This window comes from Frankia sp. AiPs1, assembly GCF_023716945.1.
Classification (GTDB): Bacteria; Actinomycetota; Actinomycetes; order Frankiales; family Frankiaceae; genus Frankia.
On record NZ_JAMQQF010000771.1, the window covers coordinates 1 to 2,209 of the forward strand.

At 71.7% G+C, this 2,209-nt stretch carries 2 protein-coding genes; one reads left to right on the forward strand and one right to left on the reverse strand.

Features of this window, described 5'->3' with window-relative positions:
* Positions 1 to 713: Mur ligase domain-containing protein (locus ND748_RS30485; RefSeq protein WP_251749728.1), on the reverse strand; the 713-nt coding region annotated here is incomplete at its 3' end.
* A 447-nt stretch (positions 714 to 1,160) separates the two neighbouring features.
* Here ND748_RS30485 and ftsZ point away from each other — a divergent pair.
* On the forward strand, positions 1,161 to 2,209 hold a 1,049-nt coding region (gene ftsZ, locus ND748_RS30490; RefSeq protein WP_251749730.1), incomplete at its 3' end, for a cell division protein FtsZ.

Genomic DNA, 2,209 nt, shown 5'->3' on the forward strand with positions numbered 1-2,209 from the left:
TGCCGGCGCAGCTCGGCGCGCACGGCGGCGACCCCCGGATCGTCGCCGCAGACCACCAGCCGGCCGCCGGGGCGCACCCGCCGGGCGAACGCGGTGAAGGCGGTCCGGACCGACGCCTCGTCCGGGAAGATGTCCGGATGCTCCCACTCGACGTTGGTGATCACGGCGATGGCGGGTTCGAGGCCGGCGAACGCGCCGCCGTACTCGTCGGATTCCAGCACGAACACGTCGCCGGAGCCGGCGAGGGCGTTGCCGCCGAGCTGGGAGACCTCCGCGCCGATGACGGCGGTGGGGTCGAGCCCGGCCGCGCGCAGCACCAGGGTCAACATCGCCGAGGTGGTCGACTTGCCGTGCGAGCCCGCCACGGCGATCAGCCGGTAACCGGCGGTCAGTTCCGGTAGCCACTCGGACCGGCGGCGGACCGGCAGACCCAGCGACCGGGCGGTGGCGATCTCGGGGTGATCGTCGGCGAGGGCGCTGGAGGCGACCACGACATCCACGCCGGCGAGTTCGGCGGCGATCACCTCCGCCGCCGGCGCGGGTCCGACGCGGACGGGCACCCCGCGGGCGCGCAGGGTCGCCACGCGGGGGGAGTCCTCGGCGTCGCTGCCGCTGACCGTGCCGCCGCCGGCGAGGTGGATCTGGGCCAGCGGCGACAGGCCGGCGCCGCCGATGCCGAGGAAATGGACGTGCTGGGTGCGCTGACGGGTCACGCAGGCAGTACACCATCACGCCCCCGCGCCGCCGCGTTCCCCCTTGATCGCGTCCCCGGGACCGTCCAGGCGCCCCCGCGCATCGCCGAGGGGAGCACGGCAACTCCAGGAGGATCGCCGGCGGTGATCCGACGGAAGTTGGCTGTCAGGCCGGGGCCGAAGGGTCCCGGCGCATCGCCGAAGGCGATGTCCGGGGAGGGCTGTGACGAAGCGGACGTCCCAGGAAGGGGCGTGACGCGCCGCCAGCTTCCTTGACCACCGACGTAGCCATGCCTACTGTCCGATCCACAGTCGGAAGTTGACATAACTGTAACCGTCTAGCTGACGGTGAAGGTTGAGACTCTGACTGTTTCCCCCGCTCGCCGCGTGAATCCGCCATCCCGCGGCGCCGCAGGGGCGGGGCAACCCCCCGTCCGACCACCGACGCCGCTGGAGGACCGACACCGCATGGCTGCCCCACAGAACTATCTCGCGGTCATCAAGGTCGTCGGGATCGGTGGTGGTGGCGTCAACGCCGTCAACCGGATGATCGAAGTCGGTCTCAAGGGCGTCGAGTTCATCGCCATCAACACCGATGCCCAGGCCTTGCTCATGAGCGACGCCGACGTGAAGCTCGACGTCGGCCGCGAGCTGACCCGGGGCCTCGGCGCCGGGGCCGATCCCGAGGTGGGCCGGCAGGCCGCCGAGGACCATCGCGAGGAGATCGAGGAGGTCCTCAAGGGGGCCGACATGGTCTTCGTCACCGCCGGTGAGGGAGGTGGCACCGGCACGGGTGGCGCTCCCGTCGTGGCGAACGTGGCCCGATCTCTCGGCGCGCTCACCATCGGTGTCGTGACCCGGCCGTTCACCTTCGAGGGCAGGCGCCGCGCGACTCAGGCGGACACGGGCATCGACACTCTGCGCAATGAGGTCGACACGCTCATCGTCATCCCGAACGACCGCCTGCTGGCGATGACCGACCGCGACATCAGCGTGCTCGACGCCTTCCGCAGCGCCGACCAGGTACTGCTCTCCGGTGTCCAGGGCATCACCGACCTGATCACCACCCCCGGCCTGATCAACCTCGACTTCGCCGACGTGAAGACGGTCATGTCGCACGCCGGCAGCGCGTTGATGGGTATCGGGCGGGCCCGTGGCGACGACCGGGCCACGGTGGCCGCCGAACAGGCCATCGCCTCGCCGCTGCTGGAAGCGAGCATGGACGGCGCCCAGGGCGTCCTGCTCAACATCTCCGGCGGCTCGGACCTCGGTCTGTTCGAGATCAACGCGGCCGCGGAGCTCGTCGCGGACGCGGCCCATCCCGAGGCGAACATCATCTTCGGTGCGGTGATCGACGATGCCCTCGGCGACGAGGTGCGAGTGACGGTCATCGCCGCCGGGTTCGACACGGTGCAGGACCGGCGGATCAGGCCATCCCATGTGCAGCAGCCGCGGCGGCCCCCCGGCCAGGGTGGGGTCGCCGGCGGCGGCACCGGGAGCGTGGCCCCGGTCCCGGC